Annotated in this window: 20 protein-coding genes and 1 tRNA gene; 12 read left to right on the plus strand and 9 right to left on the minus strand. The window is 71.7% G+C overall.

The window, feature by feature from the left end; all coding sequences use genetic code 11:
- Nucleotides 1–738 precede the first annotated feature (738 nt).
- From ACFXKZ_RS23005 to ACFXKZ_RS23025, 5 genes are all read left to right on the plus strand, one after another.
- Entirely contained in the window at nt 739–2,259 is a 1,521-nt protein-coding gene (locus ACFXKZ_RS23005) for a sensor histidine kinase (protein WP_380002801.1), read from the plus strand.
- 80 nt (nt 2,260–2,339) lie between these two features.
- The gene (locus ACFXKZ_RS23010; protein WP_126643224.1) at nt 2,340–2,804 is read left to right on the plus strand and encodes a roadblock/LC7 domain-containing protein; all 465 of its coding nucleotides are present in this window, start codon (nt 2,340–2,342) and stop codon (nt 2,802–2,804) included.
- A complete protein-coding gene (locus ACFXKZ_RS23015; RefSeq protein ID WP_078977125.1) occupies nt 2,801–3,160 on the plus strand; it encodes a DUF742 domain-containing protein in 360 nt (119 codons plus the stop codon). The genes ACFXKZ_RS23010 and ACFXKZ_RS23015 overlap by 4 nt, the downstream gene beginning before the upstream one ends.
- Nucleotides 3,141–3,764 carry an ATP/GTP-binding protein gene (locus ACFXKZ_RS23020; RefSeq protein WP_126643223.1) on the plus strand — a complete coding sequence of 208 codons (624 nt, stop codon included), beginning with the start codon at nt 3,141–3,143 and terminating at the stop codon, nt 3,762–3,764. The genes ACFXKZ_RS23015 and ACFXKZ_RS23020 overlap by 20 nt, the downstream gene beginning before the upstream one ends.
- Complete coding sequence (locus ACFXKZ_RS23025) at nt 3,761–5,059, plus strand: cytochrome P450 (protein WP_380002802.1); 1,299 nt, start codon at nt 3,761–3,763, stop codon at nt 5,057–5,059. The genes ACFXKZ_RS23020 and ACFXKZ_RS23025 overlap by 4 nt, the downstream gene beginning before the upstream one ends.
- Before the next feature lie 82 nt (nt 5,060–5,141).
- Here ACFXKZ_RS23025 and ACFXKZ_RS23030 read toward each other — a convergent pair whose 3' ends face one another.
- The 3 genes from ACFXKZ_RS23030 to ACFXKZ_RS23040 form a co-directional block, all read right to left on the minus strand.
- A complete protein-coding gene (locus ACFXKZ_RS23030) occupies nt 5,142–6,356 on the minus strand; it encodes a cytochrome P450 (protein WP_380002804.1) in 1,215 nt (404 codons plus the stop codon).
- Between the two features lie 105 nt (nt 6,357–6,461).
- Nucleotides 6,462–8,939 (minus strand): helicase-associated domain-containing protein, encoded by a 2,478-nt coding sequence (locus ACFXKZ_RS23035; protein ID WP_380002806.1) that lies wholly within the window; start codon nt 8,937–8,939, stop codon nt 6,462–6,464.
- Nucleotides 8,940–9,096: 157 nt separating this feature from the next.
- Complete coding sequence (locus tag ACFXKZ_RS23040) at nt 9,097–10,122, minus strand: transcriptional regulator (protein ID WP_380002808.1); 1,026 nt, start codon at nt 10,120–10,122, stop codon at nt 9,097–9,099.
- Between the two features lie 352 nt (nt 10,123–10,474).
- Here ACFXKZ_RS23040 and ACFXKZ_RS23045 point away from each other — a divergent pair, with 352 nt between their 5' ends.
- Nucleotides 10,475–10,924 (plus strand): hypothetical protein, encoded by a 450-nt coding sequence (locus tag ACFXKZ_RS23045; protein WP_380002809.1) that lies wholly within the window; start codon nt 10,475–10,477, stop codon nt 10,922–10,924.
- Nucleotides 10,925–11,364: 440 nt separating this feature from the next.
- A complete protein-coding gene (locus ACFXKZ_RS23050) occupies nt 11,365–11,700 on the plus strand; it encodes a hypothetical protein (protein WP_380002810.1) in 336 nt (111 codons plus the stop codon).
- Between the two features lie 88 nt (nt 11,701–11,788).
- On the opposite strand, the gene ACFXKZ_RS23055 is transcribed toward ACFXKZ_RS23050, so the two are convergent.
- The 4 genes from ACFXKZ_RS23055 to ACFXKZ_RS23070 all read right to left on the minus strand — a co-directional run bounded on the left by ACFXKZ_RS23055 (nt 11,789) and on the right by ACFXKZ_RS23070 (nt 17,797).
- Nucleotides 11,789–13,138, minus strand: coding sequence for a helicase (locus tag ACFXKZ_RS23055; RefSeq protein WP_380002811.1), 1,350 nt, complete (start codon nt 13,136–13,138; stop codon nt 11,789–11,791).
- The gene (locus ACFXKZ_RS23060; protein WP_380002813.1) at nt 13,129–14,673 is read right to left on the minus strand and encodes a hypothetical protein; all 1,545 of its coding nucleotides are present in this window, start codon (nt 14,671–14,673) and stop codon (nt 13,129–13,131) included. The genes ACFXKZ_RS23055 and ACFXKZ_RS23060 overlap by 10 nt, the downstream gene beginning before the upstream one ends.
- Nucleotides 14,670–15,836 carry a hypothetical protein gene (locus tag ACFXKZ_RS23065; RefSeq protein ID WP_380002814.1) on the minus strand — a complete coding sequence of 389 codons (1,167 nt, stop codon included), beginning with the start codon at nt 15,834–15,836 and terminating at the stop codon, nt 14,670–14,672. Before ACFXKZ_RS23065 ends, ACFXKZ_RS23060 begins: the two co-directional genes overlap by 4 nt.
- Before the next feature lie 74 nt (nt 15,837–15,910).
- On the minus strand, nt 15,911–17,797 hold the full coding sequence (locus ACFXKZ_RS23070; RefSeq protein WP_380002815.1) for a hypothetical protein: 1,887 nt from the start codon (nt 17,795–17,797) through the stop codon (nt 15,911–15,913).
- Between the two features lie 256 nt (nt 17,798–18,053).
- On the opposite strand from ACFXKZ_RS23070, the gene ACFXKZ_RS23075 reads away from it, so the two are divergent.
- From ACFXKZ_RS23075 to ACFXKZ_RS23090, 4 genes are all read left to right on the plus strand, one after another.
- Nucleotides 18,054–18,130, plus strand: a tRNA-Lys gene (locus ACFXKZ_RS23075).
- A 776-nt stretch (nt 18,131–18,906) separates the two neighbouring features.
- Nucleotides 18,907–19,866, plus strand: coding sequence for a hypothetical protein (locus ACFXKZ_RS23080; RefSeq protein ID WP_380002817.1), 960 nt, complete (start codon nt 18,907–18,909; stop codon nt 19,864–19,866).
- Nucleotides 19,867–20,109: 243 nt separating this feature from the next.
- Nucleotides 20,110–21,081 carry an EcsC family protein gene (locus tag ACFXKZ_RS23085; protein ID WP_380002819.1) on the plus strand — a complete coding sequence of 324 codons (972 nt, stop codon included), beginning with the start codon at nt 20,110–20,112 and terminating at the stop codon, nt 21,079–21,081.
- A 96-nt stretch (nt 21,082–21,177) separates the two neighbouring features.
- On the plus strand, nt 21,178–21,387 hold the full coding sequence (locus ACFXKZ_RS23090) for a DUF397 domain-containing protein (RefSeq protein ID WP_380002820.1): 210 nt from the start codon (nt 21,178–21,180) through the stop codon (nt 21,385–21,387).
- A gap of 160 nt (nt 21,388–21,547) precedes the next feature.
- On the opposite strand, the gene ACFXKZ_RS23095 is transcribed toward ACFXKZ_RS23090, so the two are convergent.
- Together ACFXKZ_RS23095 and ACFXKZ_RS23100 are read right to left on the minus strand one after the other, a co-directional pair.
- Entirely contained in the window at nt 21,548–22,213 is a 666-nt protein-coding gene (locus ACFXKZ_RS23095; protein WP_380002822.1) for an HAD family hydrolase, read from the minus strand.
- A gap of 286 nt (nt 22,214–22,499) precedes the next feature.
- Entirely contained in the window at nt 22,500–23,312 is an 813-nt protein-coding gene (locus tag ACFXKZ_RS23100; protein WP_380002823.1) for a phosphatase PAP2 family protein, read from the minus strand.
- A gap of 281 nt (nt 23,313–23,593) precedes the next feature.
- Here ACFXKZ_RS23100 and ACFXKZ_RS23105 point away from each other — a divergent pair, with 281 nt between their 5' ends.
- Nucleotides 23,594–24,730, plus strand: a complete 1,137-nt coding sequence (locus tag ACFXKZ_RS23105) for a phosphotransferase family protein (RefSeq protein ID WP_380002825.1) — start codon at nt 23,594–23,596, stop codon at nt 24,728–24,730.
- Nucleotides 24,731–24,755: the final 25 nt, after the last annotated feature.

Here is a 24,755-nt window from a genome sequence, read left to right on the forward strand (position 1 = left end):
GGTCGAAAAGACGGAGGCCGCGCGATGCGAGTCTCCGCATCATTGACTTCCGGAGGGGGTCTCAGGTTGCTCTCCGAGGGATGTGATGTACGTCTCGTTTTGGCGAGCGGATAGTGAGTGAGTCCTCGATTCGACGGTCCGCGTGGCCCGGCGGTGGTCGTCGCCGACGACGGTGGTGCGTCGGTTGTGCGGTGGATTGCGGGTCGACGAGTCGGCGGATCGACCGACGTCGGAGTGCTCGCGGCGACCGTGCGTGCGGCGTGGCCGGCACGGAGCCCGCGTTCGTTGTACTTGCGTGGGCGTGGTCGGGGACGGTATAGGCGTCGCGCCGCGATCCGCTCCCTTGTTTCTCCCCTATATACGGGTGGCGCTCGCGGCCGGCCGCGAGCGCTCGTGGGTCTTCCGCGGGCCGGTCGCACGGCACCTTTTCGGGCGCTTGGTACGTGAGACTGATCACCGCCGCCGGGGCTTCGCGCGGTGTCGCGGCCCGTCGGGCGCGGGTGGGTGGGGGTCGGCGAGCGCGGGTGCCAAAACCGTTCGGACGTGGCCGGATTCGTTCTCGGCGAGGGTTTGCGCCGGCTCGATCGGCCGCTGGAGAGATGGGTAACTCACGGACAAATCAGCCCAGTTGACGACACGTCAGGCTACGCATGCGTCCGGAAGGTCGGTGTTGGGCACGTCCGGATCCGGCCCGGTAGGCTCACGCCCGACCAGCCCCCGGCAACGAGGATCCGCTTGATGTCAGCAGTAGACATGCCCCCTCGCGCCCGGTCCGAACGACCCCCGATGGGGCGGCCACTGCTCGCCTTCGCGGTCGTGTCGATCTGTACCGCAGGCGCGGTCGTGTGGGCGGTGTCGGCCGTCGGCTCGAAGCATCGCACCACCGTCGCGGTGGGCGGCGTGGCGGTCGCCTTGGCGTTGGCCATCGCGGTCGCGGCCACCGTCTACGCGATCGGCACCGCGGACCTGTTGCGCGCCCGAGTCGCCACGTTGGAGGGTGACGCGGCCCGCTGGAACGACGCCAACCGGGACCGGATGTCCGCGTTCCAGGCCGAGGCGACCCGGGTCGCCGACCAGACGTTGCCCGCGTTGGTGGCGCTGCTGCGCGACGGCGCGTCGGTGGAGACCGCCCTGGCCGGTGTACCCACGCCGCAACACGAGGCGCTGGCGCGGATGTTGACCACCGTCGCGCGCGAGGTGGGCCAGGGCGAACGGATGCGTGCCGCCGCGATGTCGGCGTGCGCGAACGCCGCCGGTCGGGTACAGGCGTTGTCCACCAGCATGCTCGCCGACCTGCGCGAGATGGAGGGCCGGCACGGCGAGGAGGTCTTCGGCGACCTGCTCCGGCTCGACCACAGCACCGCCCAGGCGGGCCGGCTCGCGGACAGCATCGCGGTGCTCACCGGCGCACGTTCGGGGCGGCGTTGGACCAAGCCGATCGTGATGGAGAGCATCCTGCGCGGCGCGGTCGGCCGGATCAGCGCCTACCAGCGGGTGCGGGTGCACTCCACCAGCGAGGCGGCGGTGGCCGGCTACGCGGCCGAGGGCGTGATGCACGCGCTGGCCGAACTGATGGACAACGCGACCAAGTTCTCGCCGCCGTCCGAGCAGGTGCACGTCTACGTCGAGGACGTGCCGGCGGGCGTCGTGGTCACGGTGGAGGACGGCGGCCTGGTGATGGGCGAGTTCGCCCTGCGGCGGGCCGAACAGGCGGTCTCGGCCGACGCGTTGGACCTGACCACGCTGTCCGGGACGCGGCTGGGGCTGGCCGTGGTGGGTTGTCTGGCCCGCAAGCACGGGCTGACCGTGTCCTTCCGGCCGTCCTCGCGCGGTGGTACGGGCGTCGTGGTGATGATTCCGCGGCAGCTGGTCGGCGAGATCCGGCCCGAGCCGCGCAAGCGGGCCGCGCCCGAGGTGCGTTCGGGGCGGGCGCATCCCGTGGAGACGGCGCCGGCGACCCGGGCGATCGCAGAGGCGCCCGCAGCGCCCGCAGTGCCCGCGGCACCCGTGACTCCTGCGGCCCCCTCCGCCGAGCCGGCGCCCGCACCCACGCTCTCCGGGTTGGCCAAGCGCCGCCCCGGACAGACCCTGGCCGCCGCGGCCAGGGCGGCCGAGCGGGCCGAGTCGCGCTCGGACGCCGGCTCCCGCGAGAGCAAACCGCGCCCCGCGCCCGGGGCCCGCTTCGGCGCGTTCCGCCAGGCGGTACAGGGCGAACGACCGGGTCGGGACGTGACGGCGTCCCCCGACGACAAGTCCTGATCGCCCCTTCGCCGGGTGGTACGCAACGAGAGAACGGAGGCGGGGGCGGGCATCCGCGCGATGTCCACCCCGGAAGCCCTATGAGCGCAACAGCACACGGCACCGAAGCGCAGCGGACCGACCCGCAACGGCGGTCCGAGCGTGATCTCGACTGGCTCCTGGAGAACCTGATCGAGCGCACCCCGGGCACGCGGCACTCGCTGGTGTTGTCCAAGGACGGCCTGAAGTTGTGCCGTACCGGCGGGCTGACGATCGACCAGGCCGACCAGCTCGCCGCCATCGCGTCCGGCATCCAGAGCCTGTCGCACGGCGCGTCGATCGAGTTCGGCGACGGCAGCGGCGGTGTGCGCCAGTCGATGACCGAGTTCCACGGCGGCATCCTGTTCATCGTCGAGGCGGGCGAGGGCGCCCACCTCGCGGTGATCGCGGACGACGACGCGGACGCCGGGGTGGTGGGACACAACATGAACGAATTGGTCGAGCAGATCGGCGAGTATCTGAGCACACCGGCTCGGAACTTCGACGAAGGCGGCCGATCGGCATGATCCGGCGGCCAGTCGACAGCGGCGATCCGGATCGGCTGTACACGGTCACCAACGGTCGAACGCGCGCCGACGAGGACGCGTTCGACCTGGTCACCCTGATCGTCAGCGAGTGCGAACCCACGCCGGGCATGCAGTCCGAGCACGTGCGGATCCTGCGGATGTGCGATCGACCGACCGCCGTGGTGGAGATCGCCGCCGAACTGGGCCTGCCCGTGGGCGTGGTGAAGATCCTGCTCTGCGACCTGCTCGACACGGGGCGAATCACCGCGCGGCACCCGCGCCTGTCCCCGCGCCGGGCGCAACTACCCGATACCGAGATCCTGAAGCAGGTGCTCGTTGGACTCCACAACCTCTGAGCTCGCCACGTCCGAGCCGGCCGTGCGTACCCCCCTGGCGAGCACCGCGAGCGACGGGCTCAAGATCGCCATCGTGGGCGGGTTCGGCGTCGGCAAGACGACGATGGTGCGCTCGGTGAGCGAGATACGTCCGCTCAACACCGAGGAGACGATGACCCGGGCGGGTGTGGGCATCGACGACGCGCGCGGCGCGGATGGCAAGACCACCACCACGGTCGCCTTCGACTTCGGTCGGATCTCGCTCAACGACGAGATGGTGCTGTACCTGTTCGGCGCTCCCGGGCAGGAGCGCTTCTGGTTCCTGTGGGACCGGTTGTTCTCGGGCACGCTCGGCGCGGTCGTGCTGGTCGACCCCAGGCGGCTCGAGGACTCGTGGTACGCAATCGACCGGCTGGAGCACCACGGCATGCCGTTCGTCCTGGCCCGCAACAACTTCGGGCCGCCCGAGCACACGCTGGAGGAGGTGCGCGACGCGCTGTCCCTGCCCGCGGAGATCCCGATGGTCGACTGCGACGCGCGCAGCCGGGAGTCCAGCAAGGCCGTGCTGATCGCGCTGGTGAACCACCTCTACACGTTGTCCTTCGCCCGGGAGCACGCCCTGTGACCACGCCTTCGGACCTCAACGACCCGAACGCCCCCGCGCCGCCGCAGGGTTGCCCCGCGCACGCGGGCGGCGGGCCGGCCCTCGACCCCTCGCACGAGGGCGCCGCGCGGTTGTCCGGCCCGGGGTTGTGGCAGGACCCGCACGGGATGTATCGCAAATTGCGCCAGGAACACGGCTCGGTGGCGCCGATCCTGCTCGACGGCGACATCCCCGCGTGGTTCGTGCTCGGCTACCGCGAGGTGCACCATGTCACGGCGAACGACCAGATGTTCGCCCGCGACTCGCGGCGCTGGCACGCGTGGGACCGGATCGCGCCGGACTGGCCGCTGATGCCGTTCGTCGGCTACCAGCCGTCGGTGATGTTCACCGAGGGGCCCGAACACCGGCGCCGGGCCGGGGCGATCAGCGACGCGCTCTCGGCGGTGGACCAGTTCGAACTGCGCGCCCAGGCCGAGCGGATCGCGGATCGGCTGGTCGACGAGTTCGCCGGGGTGGGCGAGGCCGAGTTGATGGCGGACTACGCGCACCGGCTGCCCTCGCTGGTGGTGGCGCGGCTGTTCGGGTTGCCCGAGGAGGAGACCCCGGATCTGGTCCGGGACCTGGCCGGTTCGTTGGACGGCGGCGAGGGCGCGGTGGACGCGCACCTGCGGGTACGGGCCACGATGGCCCGGTTGTTGGAGCGCAAGCGCGAACGCCCCGGCGCCGACGTGCCGTCGCGGCTGCTGGTGCACCCGGCCGAGTTGGCCGAGGAGGAACTGATCCAGGACATGCTCGTGGTGATGGCCGCCGCCCAGCAGCCCACCGCGAACTGGATCGGCAACACGCTGCGGCTGATGCTGACCGACGACCGTTTCGCGCTGACCCTGTCCGGCGGTCGGCGCAGCGTCGGGCAGGCGCTGAACGAGGTGTTGTGGGAGGACACCCCGACGCAGAACTTCATCGGCCGCTGGGCGGTGCGCTCGACGGTGCTCGGCGGGCAGAAGATCAAGGCGGGCGATCTGCTGGTGCTCGGGCTGTCCGCGGCCAACACCGACCCGCAGGTGCGGCCCGACTCGCACGCCGGCGCGGCGGGGAACAGCGCGCACATGTCGTTCAGCCACGGCGAGCACCGCTGCCCGTACCCGGCGCCGGAGTTGGCCGAGGTGATCGCGCGGGCGGCGATCGAGGTGTTGCTCGACCGGTTGCCCGACGTCAACCTGTCGGTGCCCACCCGGGAGCTGGTCTGGCGCGACTCGGTATGGATGCGCGGTCTGGAGAACCTTCCGGTCGAGTTCACCCCGGCGTACGTGGGGTGAATCCGGGTCGGCGCGGGGACGGGCGCGTGGCCCGTCCCCGGGCGTCTCTCGGCGTTTCTCGCGGGACGCGGGACGGCGCGGCTCAGGCCGTGGGGGTGAAGGTGACCGGCAGTGCGACCGGGCCGCGGGTGAACACGCCCTTCTCGACGGGTGCGAAGCCCGGCGCGAAGGCCAGGTCGGGCATCGCGTCCAGGAGTTGGTTGGTGCCCACCTCGACCTCGGCCACCGCGAGCAGCGCGCCGACGCAGAAGTGCCGGCCGAGCGCGAAGGAAAGATGGTCGGCCGCCGCGGAGAACGCGGTCTTGGCGGTCAGGTCCTCGCGGAAGATGTCGAACCGGTCGGGGTGCGCGTAGCGTCGGTCGTCCCGGTTCGCGGCGCCGATCAGGCAGGTGAGCGTGCTGCCTGCGGGCACCACGCCGCCGGCGAGTTCGACGTCCTCGGCGGGTTGGCGCATGATCATGTGCACCGGCGGCGAGTAGCGCAGCGTCTCGGCGAACGCGCGCGGGATCAGCGAGCGGTCGGCGCGCACCGCGGCGAGTTGGTCGGGGTGTTCGAGCAGGTTCTTGAACAGGCTCGCGATCGCCTTGTCCGTCGTCTCGCCACCGGCGGCGAGCAGCAGGCTGCAGAAGGCCTTGATGTCCTCGTCGCTCATCCGGGTGCCGTCGATCTCGGCCAGGCACAGTGTGGACAGCAGGTCCTCGCCCGGGTTCGCCCGCCGCTCGGCGATCAGCGGCAACATGTACGCGGCGAACTCGTCCCGGGTGCGCAGCCCGGCGGCGGCCACACCGGGGTCCTGGCTCAGGTTGCCCAGGAACGCGATGACCGCGGTGTACCAGCCCTGGAACCGCTCGTGGTCGGCCTGGTCCAGGCCGAGCATGTCGGCGATCACGTTGACCGGGAAGCGCTGGGCGAACTCCGGTACCAGGTCCACCGATCCGCGCGTGCGGAAGGTGTCCACCAGTTGCCGGGCGTTGCGCTCGATCACCGGCATGAACGTTTCCTGAAGGGTGTTTCCGCGAAACGCCGGTGCCACCAGCGCGCGCCGCACCGCGTGTTCGCGCCCGCTCATCTGCAGGATGGTCCGCCCGTGCACGGGCTCCAGCTGCCAGTCGTAGTTGTCGGTGGTGAACACCGGTTCCTTGAAGGCCCGTTCGAGGTCCGCGTAGCGCGAGATGACCCAACTCTGCATACCTTCGTGCCACAGCAGCGGGTGTTCGTCCCGCATGCTCCGGTAGAGGGGATACGGATCGGCCGCGAACTCGGGCGAAAGTATGTCGGGCACGTCCAGAGCGGTCATCGAATCGAATCCCCTTGTCCCGCAACGCGATCGAAGATCATCAACCAACCGCCCCAGGCTATGGACCCAACCACCTCGGGGTCCACCCCGCCCGCGGGGCCGACCTCACCCTCCCGCGGTCAGTCGCTCCGCGAGTTCGCGGGCGTCGGCCGGCATTCCCGGGATGGGTGCGCCGTACCGCGCCAGGGGCTGGTCCACCGCGAGGAGGTGGTTCGGGGCGCGTTGCGCGGGCGCACGCTCCAGGACCGTGGTGCCGGTCTCGGCCTCCAGGGCCGGTGCGTAACCCGCACCGCGCAGCGCGGTCAGCGTCTCCTCGGGCGGTGCGGTCGAGATCAGTACGGTCGGGGCGATGCGGCGCAGGCCCAGTTTGGCCGGCGCGCGGGCGCCGGCGACCTCGGCGATCAGTGCCGGGTCGTCGCAGCGGATGCAGCAGGCCGAGCGAACCACCCGCAGCCGCCCGTGGGTTCGCGCGGTGTCCTTGATGGTGTACGCCAGTGGCTGGGGCAGCGGAAGCCCGTTCGAGGAGGCCGCGGCCAGGCGTTCGGCGACTTCGTCCGCGCTGTGGCCCGCGTCGTAGGCGCGCCGCAGGGACGCCGGGGCGATCCGCCAGACCACGGCGTGGCCCTCGGATTCGATGTCGCCGACGGCGGAGAGCAGTTCGGCGAGTGCGGGGGCCGGCGCGCCGGTCACGGTGGCGGTCAGGTCGGATTGGAACCGGGCGGTGGTACTCGGCGCGGGCAGCGTCGTACGCAAGGTGTCGCGCAACGCGGCGACGGCGCGCGCGAGCGCGGGGCGTCGGGTGACGTCGATGCCGAGGCCGTCCAGTTCGGATGCCTCCGGATCGGCGTCGGCGCCGGGGACGGCGGGGAAGTGGTCGGCGGCGCGCGCGTCGAGGAACGCGCCGACCGCGCGGCCGATCCCGGTGAGCGCGCCGCCGGCCACCAGCCCGAGCAGTTCCGCCTCGGCCAGTGTCGCGGTCACCCGCCCGTCGAACTGCGCGTGCTCCTCGGATGTGGCGGAGACGTCGCCCAGGAGGGAGGTGCCGAGGAGGGGTTGGAACCACGCTGCACGCTCGAACAGTTCGGCCCTCGCCTCGGGGCCCGGCGCGAGACCACGCCCTTCCGGGAGGGTCGCGAGGGCGCGCAACACACCATGGCGCAGCGGTACCGCGAAACCGTCCTGCGGACTGACCAGGGCCACGGGTGTCTCGCCCGCGTCCTCGGGCCAACACGTGAACACCTCCGGCACCACAGCCCACGTGGCGATCAGCGGCAACAACTTGCCCGCGGGCGAGGCGGCCGCCCAGTCGTCGTAGCGCTCCGTGGGCAGCAGTCGCGCCGCCGCGGGTGGCGTCGAGGCCGCGCGCCTGCCTTGCCGTTTGCCCTGCTTGGACTCCGGCGCTTCCACGTGCGGTCCGGCCAGGCCGGCGTTCACCGCCAAGTCGAGCCACAGGCGGGTGTGTTCCTCGCTCGCGCCGGCGGCCTTGGCCAGCCGACGGGTGTCGCGCACCGCGATGCCGCCGGCCTTGCGCACGGCGACCGGGTGGGCGGCCAACTCCCGCAGGACCAGCTCCGCGCGCCAGGCGGCGGCCGCCGCCGCCCCGGCGCCGTGTTCGTCGGTGCCGCGGGGGAGCGGTGTGGTGCGGGTCAACGGCTCGGGAGTCAAGGCGATCGGCAGGGCCGCGTCGTCGACGCGCAGGGCGCGCGCCACCTCGTACGGCATCTCGACCAGGTCCTGATCGACGGGGACGACCATGCCCCGCGTGGCCAGCCAGTCGGTACCCGGATCGCCGGAACCACCTTCGCGGAACGTGTACTTGGTGCCGGCACCGTAGTAGCGGCCACCGATCGCCACGAAACAGTGCGTGCGCAACAGCGGCGGGCCCGGAACCAGGTGCTCCAACAGGTCCAAGGCGTCCCGCGGCGCGTCGGCGACCATGGCGCGTACCCGTTCGGGATCGGAGAGCACCGCCACGATCCCACGCTGCGCGTCCGCGCGGGTCCGCACGTCGCCGAGGCCGAGCCCCGAGGCGACGCGCTTGACCTCGGACGCGTTGAACGCGGTGGTCAACAGCCGTTCGGCGGGCGCCCCGAATCCGGCCAGGTCCGCCGCGAGCGTGTGCAACAGCGACGGCACCGCCAGCCGGCCGCTCGGCGCGGGCAACAACAGTGCCCGCTCACGCAATCCGGTGACGGTCTCGGCCACGCGCTCTTGGGGTATCCCGGCAGCGGCCAGTCGGTCCAGCAACTCGGGTTCGGACACCAGGCGGTCGTACGGCTCGACCGATGGGGGCACCGCCGCCGTCGACCACGCGGACACGGGCGGGCGAGCGTTCGGTACCGGGCCGTACTCCTCCGATGCCCGCGACGCCACCGCCGCCAACAGCGCGACTTCACCGGCGCTCACCCGCGACAGCCCCACCATCACGGACTCGTCCGCCACCAGGAACCGCGCCAACTCGCGGAAGCCGGCAACCCGCGTGTATCCGGCCGAGCGGGGCAACGCCCGCTCCTCCAACAGAGCCGTCAACCGCTCGACCGACAACCCGGCAAGCCACCGCTCCAACGAAGCAACACAATCCACACAACGAGGGTAGGCCACGCGAGGCCGGCCGCCGCCGGGGCTCAACGTCGGTCCGGCCGGCGCCCGCGCGCAAGCAGCCCGGCCGGCGTTTGAGGGCACTCGGCCCGGCGATATTCGAGGCCTCCCGGCCGGATGCCGGGTGAGGGAGGCGGCGAGCCTACCCCGGCTGCGTGCCGCCGCCCGGCTGCGATCCGCCGCCTGTGCGTAGGCGGTCGTCGACGTCGCGGACGAAGGGTTCGCGGGACCACGGGGCCAGGGATGCGCGTACCGTGCGGACGCGGTCCACCGCCGTTGCGTATCCCTGTACGCCGACCAGGTCGAGGGCCTCCTCCAGGAGCCGGCACGCGTCCTGTGGCTCGCGGGCGCCGACCGCCGTCGCGGCCAGTTCGGCCAGGGTCATCGCGCGCTGCTTGTGGCTGTGCGCCGGCAGCCCCGCCAGGGTGCGCTCCAGCGTTGCCCGCGCCTCCGCCGAGCGGCCGGCGGCCACCTCCGCCGCGCCCCGGAAACCCTCCAGGCGGGCCGCCGAGAACCAGTCCAGCCAGGCCGGCGGGCCGTCCGCCGTCCACGACCCGGGCGTGTCCGGCGGCGCGAACGTGTCGGCGGCCCGGTCCAGCAGCGGAAAGGCCGCGTCGGGCGTACCCAGCCGCACCTCCGCCTCCGCCGCGATCGCGTCCAACCAGGCCCGCAGCGTCGGACCCGCGTCGCCGCTCGTGGTCCGCTCCCGCGCCGCGGCCAGCGTGTCCCGGGCCTCGGTGCCGCGCCCGGTCCAGGCCGGGGCGAAGGCCATGTGCCCGAGCACGGCCGCGGCCAGCGAGCCGTCCCGGCCCCGGTCCGCCGCCTCCAACGCGAGGTCCTGCCAGCGCCGCACGTGCGGTCCGCGCAGGCTCAGGTCGAAGAAGGCGATCCGGGACGCGAGCAGCGCGGTCTCCGCGATCGCGGAGTAGTGCGCCCCCTCGGGCCCCTCGGCCAACAGCCGGGCGCCGTGGCGGGCGTGTTCGGCCACCACCGGGAGCAGCCGCCCCGGTTCCTCGATCCAGTAGCGGGACCGCAGGCGGGCGGTGGTGGCCACATAGGCGGCGGGGTCGGGGAGGGCGGGTGCCGGCGCCGAGGAGGCGTACGCGGCGGATGTCTTCGCCGTGAGGCCGGCGACGGCGGCGCCGGCCAGAAAGGTACGTCGTTGCACCGCGTCCTCCATACGCGTCGGTTGACGGACATGACTGGAGGACCCGCTCACGTAATACACCGGGTCCGGAAGATCCGTGCTGGATCTCGATCGTGACCCCGTCCCACCTGCGGCGTCATGCCTCTAGCCCGTTAGGGCGGCAAGAGTCCTCAGCGCGTCCTTCAGGAGTCCCACCGCGGGCCTCGTCACACCGTGTGCCGGCCTGGTTGCATCTAAGGGCAGGGCGGACGACGCACAACTCGGACGCCTCTGGCACGTGCAGGACACAGAGGACGCTTCGAGGACCTCCCGGCCCCCGGGGACGATTCCGTTTCCATGACTTCCATGACGAAACGAGAGGACCGCCTCACCGATGGACGCCGACGTGAACCGAACGACGCTGGCAGCGCTGCCGCAGGACGCGCTTCGGAACCCGTACGCACCTCGCCTGGTCGCCGCCGGCGAGACGTTCGACGTGATCGAGGTGGAGGACCGGCTCGGTCGGGCGGCCCTGGAGACCCTGCACGCACACCGCGTGCCGGTCGGACCGGTCATCTTCGACCGCCGCTACCGCCGGATCGGATTCCTCGTACCGCCGACCGCCGTGATGCCGATGCGCCCGCGCGAGCGCCGGCTCGGCCCACGCCACCACGGACGCGGCGCGTGGATCACCTTCCCGCCGCCGCCGGAGCAGAACGACGGCCCGCTGGTCTGGCTGGTGCCGCCCACGCCCGACAACCGCCTGACCACGCTGCGGCACGTGCGCGCGGCGATCGCGGAGGCGGCCCGCGCGCTCGCCGAGCGCCACCAGCAGGCGATCTGAGGTCGCCCAGGACGTACCGGTCGGAGACCTGACATCACGAGCGGCTCCCCCAATACCTGCTCGACCCGACCGGTATCGGCAAGACGCGACGCGCCCCTCGGCCTCTCGGCCGGGGGGCGCGTCCGTGCGTGGGCCCCGATCGGGGCGGTCCGACACGGGACCGAAGCCGGTCCGCAGCCGGACACAGGCCGGACCGAACCCCGGTCGAAGCCGAGCCAAGCCCCGAAATCGGCCCCCGGCCCCGCCCGATTCGGGGTTTATCCAGGCGGCGCCCGCACCGGCGTCCCTCTTTCGGGCAAGGGTCTTTCGCATGGCGCCCGGTTGGCGACAATGGCAAGGGCACGGGATCTTGCCGATCTTCTCGAATCGGCCGATTCCCGCTGCTTCCCCCCGTCCGTTTTCGTCGTCAGCACGTCTGCCCTGTCGGAAGGAATCCGCGCATGCCGTCCGAGTCGCGCAAGCCCCGCATGCGGCCTGTGCCGCTGTTGTTCGAGCCCTCGGTCCCCGAGCCGCCCGACGAACGCTTCTTCGACCTGGACGATCTGACCGATCCCCAGGAGGTGCTGACCCGCTCGACCGACCTGGCCGAGGCGTTCCGGGCGGCGGCCGACCGGGCGGTGGACTACCAGGCGATGGCCGCGGCGCGGATGGCGGACCCGAATCGGTTCGACCATCTGACGACGGCTCAGGTCGCGGCGCGCGCGGGGTGGGGCGAGGAATACACGGCGAAGATGATCGAGCACGGCCGACGGCTGCTGCTGGAGCGCGGCGAGTAGCGGACGATCGGGAACGCCGGCCGGAGGGGGCGGCCGGCGCTCGCGCGGGACGGCGCAGACCCGCACACCGCGGGTGTCGTACCCGTGCTCAGGGCGTCAGCGGCACCCGATGCCTGCCGAGTTCGGCCAGCACCGCCTGGTTCGCCTCCCAGCCGTCCGGGAACGACACCGGCACGCCGAGGTGCACCGGGTTCGCGGTCGGGTGCGCGTCGAGCAGTTCGGGGATCCCCGCCCGGGCCACCACCAGGCACGCGTGTCGATGCCGGGAGGCCAGTACGCACAGCCGGCCCGTCTCCAGGTGGAATTCGGTCGCGTCGCGCCGTCCGGACAGCGGATGCAGCACCACGGTCACGTCGAACTCGCGGCCCTGGAGCCGGTTCGCGGTGTCCACCACGATCTCCGTCGCGCCGAGGTCGCGCAGCGCCGACTCGACCCGGGCCCGCTGCTCGCGATGGCTGACCCCGATCGCGATCCGGGACGCGTCCAGCGGCACCCCGTCGGGAGTACGCTCGCCGACCGCCGTCCCGCCGCGCGCGAGCAGCCGCGCGGCCAGCGTGGCCACCGCCCGTACCGCCTCCTCGTCGGCCGCCCCGGTGAATCGCGCGGGCAACTCCAGCAGCCCCCACCCGGACCCGGCCGCGACATCGACCACCGTGTCGTACGCGTCGTGCTCCCGCGCCGCCTCGAAGCGCAACGAACGCTCGCCGGGGCCGGTCCCCGAGCGGAACGGGGTGAACGGATAGAACGCGTCCGACACCAGCGGCGCCGCGCTCGCGGGCAGCCGCCAGGACACCGGCAGCCGGTGCACCGGCAGGTCCGGGTTGTGCCGACGGAGCACCACCACCGCGCTCTGCGACGGGTCGTAGCTCAGGCTGTGCCAGCGCGAGGTGTCCACGGTGGCGAACGGGTCGAGTTGGCCGGGATCGCCCACGAACAGCGCCCGGTCGAACAGCCGCGCCACCAGGAGCAGCGCGTCGGAGCGCATCTGGTACGCCTCGTCCACGATCGCCCACGGCCAGCGCCGGTCCTGGACCAGCGCCCATTTGGCGGCCGTGGCCACCACCACCGCGCAGGCGTCCAGTGCCTCGGCCTTCTCCGCGTTCGACACCGAGGTGCCCACCAGGGCGGGCGGCAGCCGGTAGCCGGTGGCGGACAGCCGGCCCACGGCCAGCCGCGGGTGCTCCTCGACGAGCCGGACCAGCAGGTCGTCGACCTGGTTGTTGGTCTGCGCGACGATCATCAACCGCTCGCCGGACGCGGCCAGTTCGCCGGCGGCGCGCACCACCAGCGTGGACTTGCCCGCGCCGGGCGGCGAGTCGACCACGACGCCGCGATGCGCCCCCGAGCCGAGGTCGGCGAGCACTGCGGCGGTCGCGGCGGCGGCGAGCGCGGCCGGGTCGCCCTGCGGGGCGCGAGTGTGCGCGGTCGTCACGACCACTCCTCCAACGCGTCGTCGTCCGGCTCGGATCCGATCGCGGTCTCCGAGCCCGACTCCGATTCCGGCTCGGGCGGCGGGCCGCCGTGCGTCCAGGGGGTGTCCTCGACGGCGGGCCAGTCGGGGCTGCGCCGGAACTCGGCGATCAGCGAGGTCCAGCACAACACCTCGCCCCGCTCGGGCACGCTGCCCGGCTTGGGCGCCTTGCCGCCGCCCATCCCGCCGAACAACTCCAGCTCCATCCGGCCGGGTTCGTTGACCAGCACCCGGGCCTTCGCGTCGGGGCGCTCCACGCAGGCGAGTTCGGTACCGGGCCCGAACAGCGGCTCGTCCTCGGTGCGAAAGACGAGCAGCGGCCGGGGTCGGGCGGTTTTCTTGCCCGGTTCGGTGACCAGGCGCTCCGCGTCCACCGCGATCAGCTCGCCCCGGAAGGCCTCGCCGGCCAGCCGCACGGCGGCCATCAACAGCGGGTCGTCGCGCACCTGTTCGGCGTCGAGCCGGGCCTGGGCTCGTTCCCTGCTCGCGAGTTGCGCGGCGGCCGAGATCGCGCCGGGGATCCTGGGCTGCGGACGCGACTCGGGGTCGGCCAGGTCGGCGGCGAAAAAGCTGTACGAGGCCCGGTCGGCCTCCCAGCGCCCGGCCACCGAGGCGCCCGCCGGCAGGGCGGCGAGCAGGTCCACGCCGCGCCACATACGATCCCAGGTGGGCATCAACTCGGCGGCCAGCACGTCGCGGATCGCCTGTTCGGCCCGCCGCTCGCGCTCGCGACAGGCGGCGTCCTCGTCCGACTCCCGCTCGGCGGCAACCGCCTCGTCGAACGCGGTGATCAGCGGCACGAGCCGTTCGTCGAACGCCGGATCGGTCGCCGGGCCCGCCGTCGGACCACCCTCCGCCTCCCGCGCCGCCTCGTCCCCGCGTCGACCGGCGGGCGGGGCGATCCAGGCCAACAGCGAGGCCAGATCGCCGTCCTCCATCGCGCTCTGCCCGGTCGCCCACGCCTGGGTGAGCAGGTCGGTCATCGCGAGCAGCACACTCGACCCGGGTACACCGGCCCGATCCGCGAGCCAGGTACTCCACCGGCCGAGCAGCGGCACCCCGGCCGGCACCGCGAACTCGCCGTCGGTGCGCCGGAATCGGGTGGAGCGGCCGAGCAGTCGCAGATACTCGATCCCGCCCGTGGTGGGCACCAGCACCTGCGGCGCGTCCAGGCTGCGCTCGTAGGGATCGTCGCCGCGACGCTCGATGGTCTCGGTCTCGGCGGCGAACGCGCCCAGGTAGGGCAGCAGTTGCCCGGCCAGCTCGGCCGCGTGCGCGAACCGGCGGTCGCGGTCGCGCGGTTGCGGTACGGCGAGCAGGCGCGGCCGGTCGCGGTCGGTGCCGACCAGCGCGGCGAGCGGCGCGAACGCCTCGCCCGCGAGCACATACGGCACCAGCACCACCGGACGCGCGGACAGGTGCCGATGGCGCACCGTCGCCGCCGGCTGCGCGTGTCCGGTCGCGGCGGCGCGCAACCGGCCCAGCGCGGCGATCGTGCTCACCCGACACCGCCCAGCGCCTCGTGCCGCAGCGCCTGGGCGCGGCGGAGCAGCCGGGCCACGTCCTCCTGGCCGGGCTCGGGGGCGCGGGTGCCGTCGGCGAGCGCCAGCGCGGTGCCGATGTCGTCGATGCCGCCGAGCGCGCCGCGTACCGAGGTGCCCAGCGTGCCCACGCCGCCGCCGGTGCCGCAGCCGCGGGCCTCGTCCCGGCAGAACAAGGCGAGTTCGCAGGCGGACAGGCAGTCGGGCAGGTAGGCGGCGGGTACCCGGGCGACGGCCGCGCCGACCCGCTCCTCGGCGACGTCGAAGGTCAGCCCCTCAGGAAGCTCGGCGAACAGTTCCTCGACCCCGGACAGCCGGGCCAACCGCCGCCGGGTGGTGGCCAGTTCGCGGCGTACGTCGAGCACCACGGCGATCGGGCGGTTGGCGAAGTCCTGGGCGCACACCAGCACGATGTCGGTGGACACCGACTCGGGGTCCAGGCCCAGTTCCTGGGCGAGCCCGCGCAGGGCGTGTACGTATACCGCCGCCTGTCGGGTGGCGGAGGCCAGCTTGCCCGGGTCGGCGGAGCCGTCGATGATTGCGAAGGACTTGATCTCCACCACGTGCAGTCGACCGGCCACCCGGCAGGCCATCGCGTCGGGTTCCAGGTAGGCGCGCCGGCCGGCCACGTCGAGTGGGAGCAGCGGGTGGTCCAGGATCGCGCAGGCGTCCGGGTCGCCGCTCGCCGCGCGCAGGAGCGCCTCGCGGGTGCGGGCGACCCGCTCCTCGCGGCCGGGTCGGTCGGGTCGGCCGGTGGGGTCGGCGGGACCCGTGGGAACCGTGGGACCGTCCACGTCCACCAGCGCGCCGTCGTCGGGATCGGCGCCCAGGACCTCGGCGAGGAGGCGGCGCAACTCCCGCCCGTCGTCCGCCTTGACCCGGGCCTCGAACACATTGCCGCGCCCGATGGCGAACGGGGAGCGGCCGTAGCGGGCGGGGAAGCCGAGGCGTTCGGCCAGTACGGTCTTCTCGATGCCGGCCGCGTCCAACACGCCGCGGCGGGCGCAGCCCGGGTTGGCCGCGAGGGCGGCCACCGTGCGGGCGTTGTGATTGCGGGTGGGCAGTTCGCCGCGCAACTGCTCCAGCCTGCCGGCGATCGCGCCGGTCGTACCCGTCGTGCGCATGTCTCGTGTACGGCTTTCGTCGTCGAACCGTCCGGTCCCGGGTCAGTGTGGACCATGTGACCGACAGGCGGAACTCAGCGCAGATCGCCGCGCCGATCACCGCGCCGCTCGTCGCGCTGTTCCTCGGCCGAGGGTAGGGCCACGAAGCCGGTCTCGTCGGTGGGCGCGAGTTCGGAGAACGACGCCAGCGCCTCGTCGAGTTGCCGCACCGCGACCGAACTCTTGTACGGCTCCAGCTGTTTGCGGGTTTCCCTGACCCGGTCCATGCCCATCGAATACCAGTGCATCCGCAACATGTCGATGGACTGGAACAGCCGGCCGCACGCCTCGTCCACCTCGCCCGCCTGGAAGGCCGCCTCGGCGAGGTCGGCGTACATCACCGCGCGCTGCTTGTCGCCGTTGGGGGGCAGGTTCTGCAAAGCGTCGTTGAGCGAGCCCTGGGCCTGGTCCATCCGGCGCGCGGTGAGTTCGGCCTTGCCGCGAAAGCCCCACAGCCGGGAGGCGTCGAAGAAGTCGAGCCAGGGCGGGGTGGGGGTGTTGTCGGGGTGGCACAGCAGGTCCTCGGCCCGGTCGAGCAGGTGCAGCCCGCGCTCGGGGGTGCCGCGCAGCGACTCGAACTCGGACTGCACCGCGTCGAACCAGGCGCGCATCACCGTCGGCGCACCGCGCGTAGCCGTCTTGCGGGCGAAGTCGAGGATGTCCGCCGCGGCCGTGGGCGCGGCGTCGAAGGCGGGGATGAAGGCGGTGTGCGCGAGTACGGCGGCGGCGAGCAGGGAGTCGTCCGCCTCGTTGGCGGCCCGGTAGGCGACCAGGTAGTGGTCCTGCGCGTCGTGCGGGCGGTTCAGGTCGAAGAAGGCCATCCGGCCGGCCAACATCGCGGTCTCGGCGAGCGATGCGCCCAGGATCCGCCGGGCCCGGGCCGGGCCGGGGGCGGCGAGCAGCTGGGTGCCCAGGCGCACGTGGGCGATCACCGAGGGGTAGGCGATGGCGGCGGGGGCGACCCAGTACATCTGCCGGTAGGTCCGGGTGAGCATCGCGTACTGGTCGGCGCCGACCACGGTCAGCTGGCCGGCCCGCGAGTGCATCGGCACGGCCAGCGGGCCCGGGTCGGGGGTGTCGCGCAGGAGCTGGCGCAGTACGGCGGGAGTGGCGATCTCCAGGGACCGGGTCGGCGGCTCGACGGAGCGGGGGCCGATCACCCGCAGCGGTGGCCGAACCGGCAGGTCGCGGGGCCGGTCGCCCTCCAGCCGCCGACCGTCGACCACGGTGGGGCCGTCCTCGAACGGCGGCGCCTGGGCCGGGACGGGCGGCGGCGCGAGACCGGGCGGGGGCACCGGGCCGGGTGGGGGCGCGAGTCCGGGGGGCGGTACGGGCCCCGGCGGCGGCACCGGGCCGGATCGCGGCGGCGGCACGTGGCGGCCGGGCGGGAGCGGCGGCGTGCGGCCGGGCGGCGACGGGGGCGCGGTGCGGGCAGGCAGCGCCATCGCCCCCCCGAGCGGGCTGCCGCCGGGTGGTGGCGGTTGTCGGCGCACCCGGGCCTCGCCGTAGCCGGTCGGCTCCGAAAGCTCCGACGCCCACCCGGCTTCGCGGGCGGGCGCGGACAGGCTCGGCGGCGCCGATTGCTCGAGCACGGGCTGCGACTCGGGGTAGCCGTCGGCATAGCCCTCGCCGTACTCCGCCGTCAGCTCCGCCTGCCACGGCGGCGTGAACCCGAGATCGGTCAGCGGCCGCTCGAACAAAGCCTGCAGGACCTGCTGATAATCGGGGGTCGGCCAAGGCGGCTCGGCGCTTTCCCACCGGCGCACCTGCCGCACACTGACCCCGAGGCGGAGGCCGCATTCGAGCGCCTTCTTCTCGAACGCGTCGGCCAATTGTTGCTGGGAAACCCAGCCATGCGAGTGCCGCAGGGCCTTGAGCCGGACATTCCCGGACGAAGGACCGGCCCCCTGCCGCATGGCCATCGGCCCTCCCGGTTCACGCGTGCGGTGTGCTGTGCAGGCTGTGATGCCGACGGTACCCGCCGTGAGTGGGGCCGGGGGACCTCTTTGCGGATGTCCGGAAAGCGGCGTCCTCCCCGTGTCCTCAAAGAAGTCCTTCGAGGGACCTTGCGCGCCCTCGATACGCTCCCCGCGCGCCCCCGGACACGGTCGAGCCCGGTCCCCGGGTGTCGATTTTCGATCACCGCCGACCCCTGCTAATGTTTCCCACGCAACGCAAGCGCCGCTAGCTCAGTTGGTTAGAGCAGCTGACTCTTAATCAGCGGGTCCGGGGTTCGAGTCCCTGGCGGCGCACCACAGAAACACCCTTGACTTGGGCGTTCTCGATTCGTCGAGAACGCCTTCGTCGTTGTCCGGAGTAGCGGTTTCCACATAGATGGTCGCCGCAGCGGTGAGATCGCGGGACCGGTACAAGCCTGCGCCGTTGGCACCGAGAATGACTCGGATGCTGTGGCCTGCCAACTGCGCGTGTTGTCGCCCGTGATTGTGATCCGCCGACGCCCGGGTCCGTAGTGTCCGAGGTCGACGTTGCCGATGCCGTCGAACGGTCCACGTCCCTCACGGAGCTTGCCGCCTTGGCGCTGTTCGGAGACTCGACGCGCGCCGGCGAAGTTTACGGCGAACTGCGTCGCCGCCGGCGGGCCCAATGCCATCGACGACCTGAAGCGCTTCCAGGAGGGGGCGCATGGACATGTCGCGGCCGTGTCGCTCCTGCAGCAGTTCGTCACGGCGATCGCCCGCATGGTCGAGATCGTTCGCAAGCCCAAGGATCGCTGTGAACCCCGTAGTGAAGCAGTGGCTCGCGACCGTAGAGCAGTTCATCCACGACGATGCTTCGAGCACGCCGGCCACCCTCCGCTTCTGCGGGGCGTCTTCGGGCTCCGAGCGGCACTCGAAGCCGCGGTCGCGGCAACCCTGTCCGCCGCGGCGGTCGAGGTGACGGTGGTGGGTCCCCGGCGCGATTCCCGTGCCTTGGTGGCTCCGCTGAGTTGCTTGAACACATAGCCCACAGCGTCAGGCGCACCTATAGTTCCGTTGCCTGCGAGTAGTCGACATCGTATCTGTGGGGAACGATGAATCGTCGCACTTTCGGCAGCTTTGACAACCGCAAGGTCCAAACTGCCGTCATCGGCAGCGGGGGATCGGACAAGCCCGCGCTGCTGCCTCAAGAACGTGACTCTGCCCTGCAGTTCCGGCGAAGGCACGGACACCACACCTTCTGGTGCGGGGAACTTCTCGGTGGGTGCGGCGCACAGTTGTCGGCCCGAATACCTGGGGACAGGGTCGCGCACTTCATGCACCATCCGGATGCGAACGGGCGCCGGCGCCCGTGCTCGCGTACCCACATCGACGAGCACAGTGCGGACCACCTCTATGTGCGTCATGCGTTGGTGCGCTGGCTCTCCGACTTGGGCTTGGCCAGCGACACGCGCTATGGCGACCCGGCCGCAACGGGTGCCGACATCTTCATTCCCGTGCTGCGAGTTGTCCTCGCCGTCCGTCTCAGCGGCCACGATCCCGCAGAGTGGGAGCTACAGAACGCCCGTCTCCGCCAAGGCGGGTGGCATGCGGACTGGATTCTGGGTCCGCACTGCGGGCTGGCATCGGCCGTACGTGGACACAGTGAGACGGTCTGGAGGTCACGCTGCTCGGGCACAGGCATCGATCGTGTGACCGAGATCGGCACGGCTGACTCCACCGGAACGGTCCGATGGTCTCCGTTCTCAGAGTTGTCGGTGGGATCCGAGGGGATCTGCCGAGAGGGGACTGCGGGCCCGCACGCGGGACGCCGCGAAGTGTCGGGCGCGGCGACGACGGTCTCGCTGCGTTACCGCGACCCTGTGCTTGACGCATTGGAGGCCGCATACCAACTCGACGACATCGCCGAGATGCGCCGCCACTACATGGCCGCCGTCTGGCGAATGTTCCGCGGCGACCTTCACGAAGCCGTGCAACTGCGCACCAAGCTCGCCCGATACGACGACCGGCTGAGCCGAGCCTGGCGTGTCGAGATCGGCTACATAGTGGCGTGAATGCGGGGCCTGGGCGCATCGAAACTCCCAGCCGGTTGGAGAACAGACCGAAGCCGACCACACAGACGTATTCGTGCTGTGCCTTCTCAGTTCCGCCGCTGCGCGCGCAGTACCCGTGCCACCGAACGGTTGTACCGCTCCCTCAACCCCGCCGACCGAGCACCGCGTCCCCACTGAACACAGTCGAACCGGAGATCACCCATGAGCACATACGCCACCCCGATAGTCGAGGGTACGACTCCGATGAGCGCCTACGAGGGGCAGGTATGGGAAGTGCTCAACGAGCATTGGCAGCACCGCAACAACCGCCGAGGCCTGCCGAATTGGGCGAACACAGCGCTCAGCCGCACCGGCGAGGTCACCGGCAACGCCGTCGGCCGGGTCAGAGGCGCAGTGCCTCGAGCAGTCAAGGAACCGATCCGGCGGGCGGGCGATGCGGTGGCGGCGAAGGCAGCGCGTCCGACCATCGAAGCCGCGATAGGACTGCTCGACCTGGTCAACGACTGGGCCTTGGACCTGAATGACCCGACGAGCGTCGAGACTCTCGCCCGAAGGCGCGGTGTCGAACTCGACAGCTTCACCGAACTTCGGCAACACGACCTCAAGGTCTGCGACAGGCTGCTGACCCGCAACACACTCAAGTGGCGGACGGCCGGCATGCTCGAAGGCGCCACCATGGGCGCCCTTGCCCTGGTTCCCGTTGCGGGGATCCCGATTGCGCTCACCGCGGATATCGCAATCATCCAGGTCCTGAGCGCGTCGATCGCCGCGCGGATCGCCTACTCATACGGCTACGACGCCAAAGACCCCGCCGAGCAGGAGTTCATCCAACGGCTGGTCCGCCGCTCGTTTATGGCCCAAGCCGCGAAAGCCGAGCCGCTGCGCGAGACCTCACTGGCCTACAACGCGATCAAGGGACGGGTCAGGTGGTCGGAGAAACTCCGCACCGACCACGGTCTCCTAGCCGCCCTTGAGAAGCTACTCCAGCAACTCGGCCCAGCCGGCACCAGAGTGCCCGTCAAAGACGTCGCCAAAGTCGTACCGGTCGTGGGCGTCGTGATCGGAGCCGGTGTGAACGCCACAGTGCTCGGTCGCGTGGCCGCGGACACTCAGCGGTACTGCCAGACCCGATTCTTGTGTGACAAGTATGGGCTCCCGCTGCCGGAAGCACTGGCTCCCGACCGAGATGAGGACCCGCTGTTCGACGCCTCGTAGGCCATCGACACACGTGTAGTTGCCGCAGAGTTCGCCGCGAGGCCACGACGAACAACGGCCTCGAATGTGGTGGGAGCCGCTAAAGGAGTTGGGTCAGTGAGCAGCGACGGCACGATAGACGTGCAGTGGCGCAAGAGCAGCCGCAGCAATGGTCAGGGCAACTGCGTCGAGACCGCCGTCACGAACGACGGAGGGCGCGCGGTTCGGGACAGCAAGAACCGGAGCGGCCCCACCCTGCGCTTTACCGGCGATGACTGGCGCGCGTTCATCGAGGGTGCCAAGCGCGGCGGGTTCGAGGCGCCCTGACAGCGGGGGTGGCCTGCGGATCGAACAGCCCCGATCGTGTGCCGGGTCGGGGCTGCTCGCCGTCTACGAGCGCTCGATGGTCGGCCTTTGGCCGGGTGGCCTCGGGCGCCGGCCGGGCTGACTGGTGTGTGCTCGGCCAGTGTTCGGCCCTCAAACCCGGCTATCGCTCCGTTGTGTTGTTGATTCGGGCTATGGCTGTGGGGAGTTCGTTGAGGGATTGCAGGCGTAGGTCGGTTACCGCGATCAGTTCCGGGTCGTCGGCGATCAGGTAGCCCCAGGGGCCTCGGCGGATGTGGGCGGTGCGCAGGCCCGCCTGGTGGGCCGGGCGGACGTCGTTGTCGAGGCGGTCGCCGACGTACAGGATTTCCTCGGCCGGGCACGGGCACTCGGCGACCAGGCGTTCGAAGAAGGCCGGCTCGGGTTTGCTGATGCCCCAGTCGTCGGAGGTGGCGAGCAGGTCCACGCCCAGTTCCAGGTCGCGCAGGATGATGCCCGCGTTCACCGTCTGGTTGCCGACCACGCCCAGCCACAGGCGCTGGTCGCGCAGCGCCTTGAGGCAGGGGCGGGTGTCGTTGTAGAGGTCTTCCTCGCCGAACCATTCGGGGAAGCCCGCCTCGGCGCGCGCGGCGCGCTCGACGGTCAGGTCGAAGCCGGGCCGAAAGCGCTGGAACACCTCGCGATAGTCGAGGCCCCGCGCGATCACCGCCCCGAAGGTGGCCGCGAAGGTGTGTCGGGGTACCCCGAGCCAGTCGGCCCACGTGCCGTATTCGCGCGATTCGTCGACCAGGGTCTCGCCCACGTCGAACACCACGGCGCTGATCCGCATTACCGCTCCCGCTGTTGTCGCCTGCCGGCCCCGTGTCCTGTGCCCGTGCGTCGAACCCCTTCGTCCGCCAGGCGAGAAATGGGCCTGTCAGGCCGAGCCCGATCGGATTCGTCCGCCGTTGTGGCGACTTGTCCGATCGGCGTGCGCCCGATGGCGGAATCCTTGCCGTGTGCTCGGGCGTGGGGCCATCCAGAAGGTACCGCCTGCCCGCAGGCCCGGCGTCGTTCCGAGGTTGGATCCGGTAGATCTCGACCGAAATCGTTTTGTCCGTTACCTGACGATGGCGTCAGGCAGCGTCTTTGTGGCCGGAATCGATCGCCGGGACAGCGGAATCCGACCCGGGCCGGCGCATCGCCACCCCACCCCGCAACCCGTCGAGCCCGCGCACCACCCACGGCGAGGCCAGCGCGCCCAGACCCATCACGGCCAGGCCCGCGACCACGTCGGCGAGGTAGTGGTTCCCGGTGCCGAGCACCACCACGATCACGAACAAGGGGTAGAGCACCGCCAGCCCGCGCACCACCCGGCCGCGCCCGTGCCGCCACACCTGCCACCCGCACCACGCGGCCCAGCCCACGTGCAGCGACGGCATCGCCGCGTACTCGTTGGTCATGTGCTCCATCCCGCGCGGCGCACTGGCCCCGCCGCCCCACCAGCCCCAGGACGCGAAGTGCGCCATGGTGTCGGTGAAGCCCTCGATCATCCGGGGCGGCGCGGTCGGGAAGAGCATGAAACCGGCCAGCGAGACCACCGTCGCCACGGCCAGCGTGGTGCGCGCGCCCCGGTACCGCTCGGGGCGACTGCGCCACAGCCAGACCAGGACCAGCGGCGTCACCACGTAGTGCAGCGTGGCGTACGCGTAGTCGCAGACCACGCCGATGAACACATGGTTCGAGACGACCTGGTTGAGCATGCGCTCGGGGTCCAGGTGGCTCAGCGACTCCACGTGCAGTATTCGCTCGGCGTTGCGCACCGCGGCGTCGGCGTCGCCGCGGACCACGAGCCGGCTCAGCGAGTACACCTCGTACAGCACCGCGATCAGCAGCAACTCGGTCCACCAGCGCGGACGCAGGCGGACCTTGGCGGGGATTGACGACATCCACCCAGTTTGCAACACGCTCCGGTGCGCTACGGCACCGCGTCGGCGGAGCCCGGCCGGCGCCCACGGACGGGGGCCGACGCCCGCCGCGCCACGGGCTCGGGACCGCCCTCTCACGCGCCGGATCGGCGCGCGCGGCCATTGATGACACGTGTCACACATGATAGAACGTGTTTCACTTTTCTGTCGGGCGGACGCCGCCGACAGGGCGGGGACCGGGCGTCGGCAGGGACGTCCGGCGCCGCCGGTCGCAGCTCGCGACGTGGATACCGGAGGTTGTCGTGGCCGACTCCGACGAGGTCACCCGTCCGCAGACCAGCACGCGGGACCTGGCGACGGTGCACGATCAACTGCTGGTCTGGTTGGCCGGCCGCCTGCCGGAGGGGGCCGAACCGGAGGTCTCCGAGCTGCGCGCCCCGTCGGGCAACGGGATGTCGAGCGAGACGCTGCTGTTCGACGCGACGTGGACCGAGGACGGCGAGCGCCGCACCGAACGCTGCGTGGTGCGGATGCGGCCGGCGATGGACGCCAAGCCGGTCTTCCCCAGCTACGACATGGACAAGCAGTTCGCGGTGATGACGCTGGTCGCCGAGCGCTGCTCGATCCCGGTGCCCGCGCTGCTGTGGAACGAGCCGGACGAGGGGCCGCTCGGCGCCCCGTTCTTCGTGATGCGCCGGGCCGAGGGCGCCGCGCCGCCCGACGTGATGCCGTACACGATCGACGGCTGGATGCTCGCGGCCACGCCCGAGCAGCGCCGCCGGCTCCAAGAGGAGTCGGTGGCCGTGGTGGCCGCGATCCACGGGATCGAGACCACACCCGAGGAGATCGCGTTCCTCCAGTACGACGGCGCCGGCGAGATCGCGCTGCGCCGGCACCTGGACGACCTGCGCGCGTTCTACGAGTGGGGCATCGAGGGGCAGCGGGTGCCGCTCCTGGATCGGGCCTTCCAATGGCTGGAGGACAACTTCCCGGCCGAGGTGGGCCCGGACGTGATCAGCTGGGGCGACGCCCGGATCGGCAACATCCTGTACGTGGACTTCGTGCCGACCGCGGTCCTGGACTGGGAGATGGCCGCGGTCGGTCCGCGCGAGCTGGACCTGGCCTGGATGATCTTCATCCACGCGTTCTTCCAGGACATCGCCACCCGCTACGGCCTGCCCGGCCTGCCCGACTTCATGCGCACCGAGGACGTGTGCGCGCAGTACGAGAAGCTGACCGGCCACACGCCGCGTGACATGCGCTACTTCGAGATGTACGCGGCGGTGCGGCACGGCGCGGTGATGGCCCGCATCGCGCACCGCCAGTGGCACTTCGGCGAGCGCGAGCAGCCGGCCGACCTCGACGAGACGGTGCTGCACCGGGGGTTGATCGAGGCGATGCTGGCCGGCACGTACTGGGAGCGTGCGGAAGATAACTGACGCCCCGTCATCACCACCCGCGCGC

It is taken from the genome of Embleya sp. NPDC059237 (genome assembly GCF_042754105.1).
In the GTDB taxonomy this organism is placed as follows: domain Bacteria; phylum Actinomycetota; class Actinomycetes; order Streptomycetales; family Streptomycetaceae; genus Embleya.

Coding starts and splice junctions, on each gene's coding strand:
- ACFXKZ_RS23005 (WP_380002801.1), top strand. CDS start 739: ATGTCAGCAGTAGACATGCCCCCTCGCGCCCGGTCCGAACGACCCCCG.
- ACFXKZ_RS23010 (WP_126643224.1), top strand. CDS start 2,340: ATGAGCGCAACAGCACACGGCACCGAAGCGCAGCGGACCGACCCGCAA.
- ACFXKZ_RS23015 (WP_078977125.1), top strand. CDS start 2,801: ATGATCCGGCGGCCAGTCGACAGCGGCGATCCGGATCGGCTGTACACG.
- ACFXKZ_RS23030 (WP_380002804.1), bottom strand. CDS start 6,356: ATGACCGCTCTGGACGTGCCCGACATACTTTCGCCCGAGTTCGCGGCC.
- ACFXKZ_RS23045 (WP_380002809.1), top strand. CDS start 10,475: ATGGACGCCGACGTGAACCGAACGACGCTGGCAGCGCTGCCGCAGGAC.
- ACFXKZ_RS23050 (WP_380002810.1), top strand. CDS start 11,365: ATGCCGTCCGAGTCGCGCAAGCCCCGCATGCGGCCTGTGCCGCTGTTG.
- ACFXKZ_RS23065 (WP_380002814.1), bottom strand. CDS start 15,836: ATGCGCACGACGGGTACGACCGGCGCGATCGCCGGCAGGCTGGAGCAG.
- ACFXKZ_RS23070 (WP_380002815.1), bottom strand. CDS start 17,797: ATGGCCATGCGGCAGGGGGCCGGTCCTTCGTCCGGGAATGTCCGGCTC.
- ACFXKZ_RS23080 (WP_380002817.1), top strand. CDS start 18,907: ATGAATCGTCGCACTTTCGGCAGCTTTGACAACCGCAAGGTCCAAACT.
- ACFXKZ_RS23085 (WP_380002819.1), top strand. CDS start 20,110: ATGAGCGCCTACGAGGGGCAGGTATGGGAAGTGCTCAACGAGCATTGG.
- ACFXKZ_RS23095 (WP_380002822.1), bottom strand. CDS start 22,213: ATGCGGATCAGCGCCGTGGTGTTCGACGTGGGCGAGACCCTGGTCGAC.
- ACFXKZ_RS23100 (WP_380002823.1), bottom strand. CDS start 23,312: ATGTCGTCAATCCCCGCCAAGGTCCGCCTGCGTCCGCGCTGGTGGACC.